This is a genomic window from Mycobacterium sp. (assembly GCF_050701675.1).
Classification (GTDB): Bacteria; Actinomycetota; Actinomycetes; order Mycobacteriales; family Mycobacteriaceae; genus Mycobacterium.
The window spans coordinates 1-6,405 of sequence record NZ_JBOGDD010000263.1 but is presented as its reverse complement, the minus strand read 5'-3'; the positions used below and the strand labels follow the sequence as shown (position 1 = coordinate 6,405).

Below are 6,405 nucleotides of genomic sequence, written 5' to 3'. Positions count from 1 at the left end.
GGCGGTAACCGCGGCCTCGGGTTGGCCTTCGTCAGGGGGCTCGCCGAGGCCGGCGCCGACGTCGTCTTCGTGTCACGAGACGCCGAGCGCAATGCCGCGGCCGTGGCGACGCTGGCGCGGGAAGGCCTGGAGGTTCGAGCCTTTGACGTCGACATCACCGCGAAGGACGGCCCTCGAGCTGCCATCGCCGGGGCCGTGGAACGGCTCGGCGGACTCGACCTGCTGCTCAACAATGCCGGGCTGGCGATTCACCGGCCTGCGCTGGAGATCAGCGACGACGAGTGGGACCGCGTCTTCGACGTGAACACCCGGTCCCTGTGGCGGCTCAGCCGGGAAGCCGGCGCATACATGAAGGACCACGGCGGCGGCAACATCCTCAACGTCGGCTCGATCAGCTCCCTGATCGTCAACCGCCCACAGTGGCAGCCCTCCTACAATGCGTCCAAGGCTGCCGTTCACCAGCTCACCAAATCCCTGGCGGCGGAATGGGCCCCGTACGGCATCCGGGTCAACGCCATCGCGCCCGGTTACGTCAAGACGGAGATGGCGCCCGTCGACGAGCCGCAGTTCCGCCAGCACTGGATCGAGGATGCCCCGATGAAGCGATACGCCCTGCCCGAGGAGATCGCGCCCACCGTCGTCTACATGGCGTCCGACGCCTCGGCATTCATGACCGGATCGGTCGTCGTCATCGATGGTGGATACACCATCCATTGAGACTCCGCGCTGCGGAATGCCCTGAGCCCGTTTGGCGTTGCATACCAGGTAGTCATATCAGTTGGTTAATGCTCAATAAGGTCGAAGGATATTTCTCGTGCGCTTCACAGCTTCTCATCTGACACCGCTGCTCGTGGCGGGAGCCGCGTCCGCAGCGATCGTGGCAGCACCGCTGGCCGCCGCCGCGCCGCTCACCTGTGTCGACGTTGGCTCGGCAACCCAGTGCGGGTCACCTGGCAACAGTCAGATCACCGCCAACGTTCCTCCCGTCCAGCAGCAGCCCCAGATCATCATCATTCACCGCAACCATCGGTGACATCCGGTCACTCTTCGCAACGGTCGGCGTCAACGGCCGAAGCCCATCCGCGAGAGCATGCCGTCGCGCAGGGTCAGCGTGTGTAGCAGTACCGCACTGACGTGCGCGGCGATGACGATCACCAGTGCGTAGGCCAGTACTGAATGCGCCTGCCGCAGAATGAAGTACGTGTCGGCGTCGAACGGTGCGATGGCGGGTAGGCGCAGTTGGCCGAACACCGCTGGGGGTTTGCCCGTTGCGGACACCATCGCCCAGCCGATGAGGGGCTGCGCCAGCAGCAGGCCGTACATCGACAGTTCCGAGCCGATCACCAGTTTGTGCTCGAACGCCCCGATCGTGGCCGGCAGTGGTGGCGTTCGATGCGTGAACCGGTTGACGATGCGCGCCACGACGATCACCAGGATCGTGACCCCGAGCGTCATGTGCACGCTCCTGAGCGCCGCGTAGGAGCCCAGTGAGTTCACCATCGCGAATCCGACGAGTAGCGCGGTCAACACGAGTATCGCCGTCGCCCAGTGCAGCAGGCGCGTTCGCAGCGGATAGCGCTGCCGCGTCGTCATGATGCGACCTGGACGGCCGACGGTGACTTCGGTTCTCCCGTGCGTGCGCGGTAGGAGGCCGCGTACACCGAGGAGCGGGCGCTCAAGAGGGGATCGTCGGTGGGCTCGATGCCAGGGGGAAGGACCAGCGGATCGAAGTTCACGTCGCGGGCGTTGCCGGGACCTTCGGTCTGGGCAGTGGTCAAGGTCAGGGTTCCCGCATCGATGACGCGCCTGCTGGGCGGCCACGGCAGGGTAGCGTCGGTCAGCGGGTCGGACGCCTCGCCAACGGCCAGATGCACCTGCCAGCGCAGGGGGCCGGCGTGAAGCTGCCGAACGAGTGCATCGAACAGTCGGTCGTCACCGGCAGGCGTTGCGGGCAGCGCCGCTTGCGACGGCACGAACGACCACCGCACGGGAGTGCGCTTCCCTGCGGCGTCGACGAGGTAGAACGCATTGAGGCTCGAGAAGGTGCTGTCGGCGAACCCGGGTGTCGGCGGGTGCGTCTTGATCACCGCCATCGCCGCAGCCGTCTCGGGGTGCGCGGCGAGGAAGCGGGCCATCGCATCGGGATCGGGTTTGCCGGTCCCTGCGACGGTCTTGGAGGCAATCGTCCGGTCGTAGAAGCCTTCGGGCGAGTTGTCGGGAAAGACGGGAAGATTGAGCGTGGCCGTGCGCCACTGGTCGCGGCCGGGCAGTCCGAACACCAGTCCGAGGCCACGCGCCGCCGACGGTGTGTCGCTGACGAATGGGTCCCCGCCCGCCAGTGAGAAGCGACCCGTCACCGGTGTGCTGCCCTGACGGAAGACCCTCGCGGTGGACAGCTCGCTGCCGTTACCGTTGCTGTCGAAGTACCCGGTGACCGCGACGCCCTTGGCGTGGTTGCTGCGGAAACCCGGGTGTATGCCGGACACGGCGCGGAAGCCGTCGATGAACGTCTGGCGGGTCAGCGCTTTGCCACCGATCCAGTTGTTCGCATACGCGACGGCGCCGAGATCGACGGCGAGGAAGGCGCCCACGGCCCCGACGCCCACGAGAATCGAGCGTCTGCTCACGGTGGAACTGCGCCAGCCTCGGCTGGGCTTGCGTTGTTCGTCTCCCACTTTCAGCATCTCCTCGTGGTGTGCATGGGCCCGGCGAACGCCCAGACGTCACCGATTCAGACGCCAACACGAGGCGTCGATGCAGTCTACTTCTGCGCCGAGTGGCCAGAGACGGCGAAGGCGCGATACGGCGACGGGCTGACGATCTCTGGCGAAATACCCACTGGTCTAACGGTGTTCGGCGAGTTTCTGACAGTTCGGTGACGTCATCCTCGAACCGAGGAAAGCGCCTCGGTTCGACGACGTGACGTCACCGTGCGTCCCTGCGGTTCGGGGGATTCGCGAGAATGTAAGCAGCGTCTCACCGGTGCCACTCGGCAGGGTCGATCCCCGCCGTGCGGGCAAAAGCGTCGCGCGCAGTGTGTTCCGAACGTCTGCCCCGCAGGGCGGCCCAAACAGACCGGACCTGCATGGGGTCGTCCTTGGTCCGCAACCACGTCGGCACGCGACGATGAGCATCCGCAGCGCGAGGGCGGAGTGAACGATCGGCAAACGATCCGGAATCCTGCTTGGGACAACGTAGTTGGTACAGAGCGACGGCGTATAACCGATGGGGACTGACGTATGGCAGCCCTCTGGTGTCAAACTCTCGCGACGGAATACGTTGCGTACCTTGGGCGCTGGGAAGTAGCTGTCGACGGACGTCGTTCACGAGACACACCGAAATAAGGAATCGTCACCATGCGCTCCAAAGTCAAGTACCTCACACCGCTGGTCCTGGCGGGAGCGGCCGCCCTGGCCGCAGCGCCGATGGCCACCGCCTCGCCGCCGACGTGCACATACAGTGGCGCCGCGACCCAGTGCGAGACGCCAGGCAATAGCCAGGTCACCGCCAGCGCGCCCTCTGTGCAGCAGCAGCCCGAGATCATCATCATTCACCGAAACCACAAATAGCCACTCATCATGAGATGCGTTGGGACAACGCTTCTCGGCCAGTGGCAGCGCACGGTTCGTCCCGAAAAACGCGTCCCTCTCGGTGAAACTCTGCGACGTGTTCCCAGACGGAACGTCGGCGCTGATCACCCGAGAGCCGGTAGATCTTGCGGTTCGCGGTTGTCGGAAACGATTGGCCCGCAATCGCTGCATCGCCGCGGCAGGCCCACGGACGATCATCCGCGACGTCATTCACGAGACGACGACGTGCGACGTCAGCTATGGCCTCTCAGGCGCCATACCGTTCAACGGCGAAGCGATCCAGTCACACTCCGGGATCGGTGTGGGTGAACGGGACACTTCTCGCAACACGTGTCGGCCGATTGCACGTACCAACTTTGCTGGCCGGACGCCGACGTCACCGTCCACTCCATGATGGAGTTCGACATCGATGCCGAGCGTTATACCGTCGACATCACCGGAACCGCGTTTCAGGATGACGCTCGGGTGGTCAGCTGGTATGCACTGGGCCGCCTGAACAGGACGAATGCGTAGAACCGGTTTCCTCGTCTCTCGATGGTGCGACTCAGCGTGATCCTCTTGGTTTGCAGACTGTGATGCCCGGTGTGGTTTGCCGTGTGATTTGTGCTGTAATTCCCTCCTTCGGGAGGCAATGAGACCTACAGTGGAGCTCGTAGGGGATTCATGGAAGGGGAGTAGGGCAATGACGGTGAAGATCGGACAGCCGGATCTGGCTGCCTACAACGAGGCCGTCGGCATGACCACCGCTGAACTGGTCACCGCACTTCAGAGTCTGCTTGGCGCCAAAATGGTTGCTTATCTGGGAGGCGTCAAGGAAACCCGCGCCGTTCGGCAGTGGGCCGACGGAACGCGCAAGATCGGCAATGCCGGCGACGTCGAGCGGCTCCGAGTGGCCTACAGGGCGGCTCGAATGGTCAACGTCAGGGATAGCACGTCGGTCGTGCAGGCGTGGTTTCAAGGGCTCAACCCATTCCTCGACGACGTGTCGCCGGCTCGGACGCTACGAGACGGCGATGTTGAGGTGGACGGCGCGAAGGTGATCGCTGCAGCCCGCCAATTCGCAGCAGTCGGGTGACGGCGCCGGGACCCGCATTTCCGACCGAGTCCGGTCCGGTTCAATGTGGGCGCCTTGACGGCGCCGACGTTCACCACGTCGGTTATGCACCGGCACCGTGGGACTGGGCGGACTGGGAGCACGCCAGGTCGGGTCGCTTCCAAGGTAGATGGGATGACCCAGAAGGGCACTGGCGGGCGAAGTACGTGAGCGCTTCCCCGGTGGGGTGCTATCTGGAGGTGCTGGCGGCCTTCCGCCCGGACCCCGACGTGCAAGCGGACATGGACCTCATCGAGTGCGACGACGAGGCTGACGCCACCGTGCCACCCGGGAGCCTTGACCCCAGTTGGTGTGGCGCAAGGCTGTTCTGCTCGGCACGACTATCCGGTGACTTCGCGGTTCCCGGCCACCACGAGACGCTGCCCACGCTTCGGGAGCACTTCCTCGACCAAGCACGGCGTCTTGGAGTAGACGACGTTGATGCCGCCACCGTGAGGATGAGCGCACCGCGAGAACTGACACAGTCGATCTCAGCATGGATCTACGAGCTCGTCGGGCCCGACGGGCAACGCATCGACGGCATCCAATACCCGTCCAAACACGGCGACGACTTCGTTCTATGGGCGATCTACGAACGCGGTGGCACGGATTCCCCGGCCGAGGTCACCGATCGCTCGGAACCGCGCGTCATCACCCCCGACGACGAAGCCCTTCGTGAGGCGATGCGCATACATCGGATCGAGTGGCTGTGACAGTCGACGAGAAGAGCGGTGGCCTGCAGTTCGTCGCCGTGCATCAGAACGATCCGCTCGCCGCTCCGCTGCTCGACGAGCTCACCGTCGAGTACGGCAGTAGGTACGGCGACAGCATCGTGGGTGGGGAATACGACGACTTGCGCGCGTACCCCGCCGAGGAGTTCGCACCGCCGGGTGGTGCGCTGATCGTGGCGGTGTGCGACGGAGTGCCGGTGGCCGGGGGCGCGTTCCGCCGCTGGGACTCCTCGACCGCCGAACTCAAGCGCATGTGGACGGCGTCGACGCACCGACGGCGGGGCTACGGCAAGCTCGTCGTGGCCGAACTCGAGCGGACGGCACTGCAAAGCGGATACACCCGTGTCTATCTCACCACCGGCTGGCGGCAACCCGAGGCAGTGGCCCTCTATCTGGCGATGGGTTACACGCAGCTCTATGACGCGTCGCTGCCGCCCGAGGACATCGGCGCGCATCCGTTCGAAAAGCGGCTCGTTCGGTAGGAATGTCGAGGAGAAGTGGGATCAGTCCGCGGTGGTCGAGGACTCCGGCCGCCCGAATGTGGCCAGCGCCGTCTCCAACGACAGGTCGAGCAGGTCCGGCAGGTCGGCATCGCGGAGGGAGTCCGCCAGGGCATCGGCGATGATCGATGGTGGAGTCCCGTCCGAAAGGACCAGTCCCACAATCGAACGGGGCCTGATCTCGCGAAGTGGCCGCACGCACATGCCCTCCGGCACCCCGAAGGCATGCAGCCAGGTGTGCGCGACGATGCTCGGCAAGCGCCGCGTTGCGATGTAGGCGTACAGAGCGCCGACGTTGTCGGTCTCGATCGCGGGCCGGATCCGCTCTCCGACCGATGCCATCGTGGCGTCCAGGATGCGTCGGTTGCGCATCTCAGCGGTCAGCACACACAACGGCAGCTGCGCTGCTGCTTGCCATTCCACCATCTCGCTGGCCGCCGCCGGATGTGCTGTGTCGATTAGCAACAGGTAGCGCTCGCGGTACAACTCGA

General features: G+C 65.0%; 10 protein-coding genes. 7 read left to right on the top strand and 3 right to left on the bottom strand.

Annotation, left to right across the window (positions count from 1 at the left end):
* Together ACRDUX_RS07525 and ACRDUX_RS07520 are read left to right on the top strand one after the other, a co-directional pair.
* The coding region (locus ACRDUX_RS07525; RefSeq protein ID WP_526412514.1) for an SDR family NAD(P)-dependent oxidoreductase at window positions 1-717 on the top strand (717 nt) is incomplete at its 5' end.
* A gap of 97 nt (window positions 718-814) precedes the next feature.
* The gene (locus ACRDUX_RS07520) at window positions 815-1,033 is read left to right on the top strand and encodes a hypothetical protein (RefSeq protein WP_526412512.1); all 219 of its coding nucleotides are present in this window, start codon (window positions 815-817) and stop codon (window positions 1,031-1,033) included.
* A gap of 29 nt (window positions 1,034-1,062) precedes the next feature.
* Here the strand turns inward: ACRDUX_RS07520 and ACRDUX_RS07515 are convergent, their stop codons facing one another.
* Together ACRDUX_RS07515 and ACRDUX_RS07510 are read right to left on the bottom strand one after the other, a co-directional pair.
* On the bottom strand, window positions 1,063-1,593 hold the full coding sequence (locus ACRDUX_RS07515; RefSeq protein ID WP_526412510.1) for a cytochrome b: 531 nt from the start codon (window positions 1,591-1,593) through the stop codon (window positions 1,063-1,065).
* Window positions 1,590-2,684, bottom strand: a complete 1,095-nt coding sequence (locus ACRDUX_RS07510) for a catalase family peroxidase (protein ID WP_526412508.1) — start codon at window positions 2,682-2,684, stop codon at window positions 1,590-1,592. The genes ACRDUX_RS07515 and ACRDUX_RS07510 overlap by 4 nt, the downstream gene beginning before the upstream one ends.
* 672 nt (window positions 2,685-3,356) lie before the next feature.
* On the opposite strand from ACRDUX_RS07510, the gene ACRDUX_RS07505 reads away from it, so the two are divergent.
* The 5 genes from ACRDUX_RS07505 to ACRDUX_RS07485 all read left to right on the top strand — a co-directional run bounded on the left by ACRDUX_RS07505 (window position 3,357) and on the right by ACRDUX_RS07485 (window position 5,896).
* A complete protein-coding gene (locus ACRDUX_RS07505) occupies window positions 3,357-3,569 on the top strand; it encodes a hypothetical protein (protein ID WP_526412507.1) in 213 nt (70 codons plus the stop codon).
* Window positions 3,570-3,980: 411 nt separating this feature from the next.
* Entirely contained in the window at window positions 3,981-4,103 is a 123-nt protein-coding gene (locus ACRDUX_RS07500; RefSeq protein WP_526412505.1) for a hypothetical protein, read from the top strand.
* Window positions 4,104-4,272: 169 nt separating this feature from the next.
* A complete protein-coding gene (locus ACRDUX_RS07495; RefSeq protein ID WP_526412503.1) occupies window positions 4,273-4,665 on the top strand; it encodes a hypothetical protein in 393 nt (130 codons plus the stop codon).
* Complete coding sequence (locus tag ACRDUX_RS07490; RefSeq protein ID WP_526412502.1) at window positions 4,662-5,396, top strand: RES domain-containing protein; 735 nt, start codon at window positions 4,662-4,664, stop codon at window positions 5,394-5,396. The genes ACRDUX_RS07495 and ACRDUX_RS07490 overlap by 4 nt, the downstream gene beginning before the upstream one ends.
* Complete coding sequence (locus ACRDUX_RS07485) at window positions 5,393-5,896, top strand: GNAT family N-acetyltransferase (RefSeq protein WP_526412500.1); 504 nt, start codon at window positions 5,393-5,395, stop codon at window positions 5,894-5,896. The genes ACRDUX_RS07490 and ACRDUX_RS07485 overlap by 4 nt, the downstream gene beginning before the upstream one ends.
* A 21-nt stretch (window positions 5,897-5,917) precedes the next feature.
* On the opposite strand, the gene ACRDUX_RS07480 is transcribed toward ACRDUX_RS07485, so the two are convergent.
* Window positions 5,918-6,405: LysR family transcriptional regulator substrate-binding protein (locus ACRDUX_RS07480; protein ID WP_526412498.1), on the bottom strand; the 488-nt coding region annotated here is incomplete at its 5' end.

What these genes read in the sequence shown, in the direction of transcription:
- ACRDUX_RS07515 (WP_526412510.1), bottom strand. Translation starts at nt 1,593, where the DNA reads ATGACGACGCGGCAGCGCTATCCGCTGCGAACGCGCCTGCTGCACTGG.
- ACRDUX_RS07510 (WP_526412508.1), bottom strand. Translation starts at nt 2,684, where the DNA reads ATGCTGAAAGTGGGAGACGAACAACGCAAGCCCAGCCGAGGCTGGCGC.
- ACRDUX_RS07505 (WP_526412507.1), top strand. Translation starts at nt 3,357, where the DNA reads ATGCGCTCCAAAGTCAAGTACCTCACACCGCTGGTCCTGGCGGGAGCG.
- ACRDUX_RS07500 (WP_526412505.1), top strand. Translation starts at nt 3,981, where the DNA reads ATGATGGAGTTCGACATCGATGCCGAGCGTTATACCGTCGACATCACC.
- ACRDUX_RS07495 (WP_526412503.1), top strand. Translation starts at nt 4,273, where the DNA reads ATGACGGTGAAGATCGGACAGCCGGATCTGGCTGCCTACAACGAGGCC.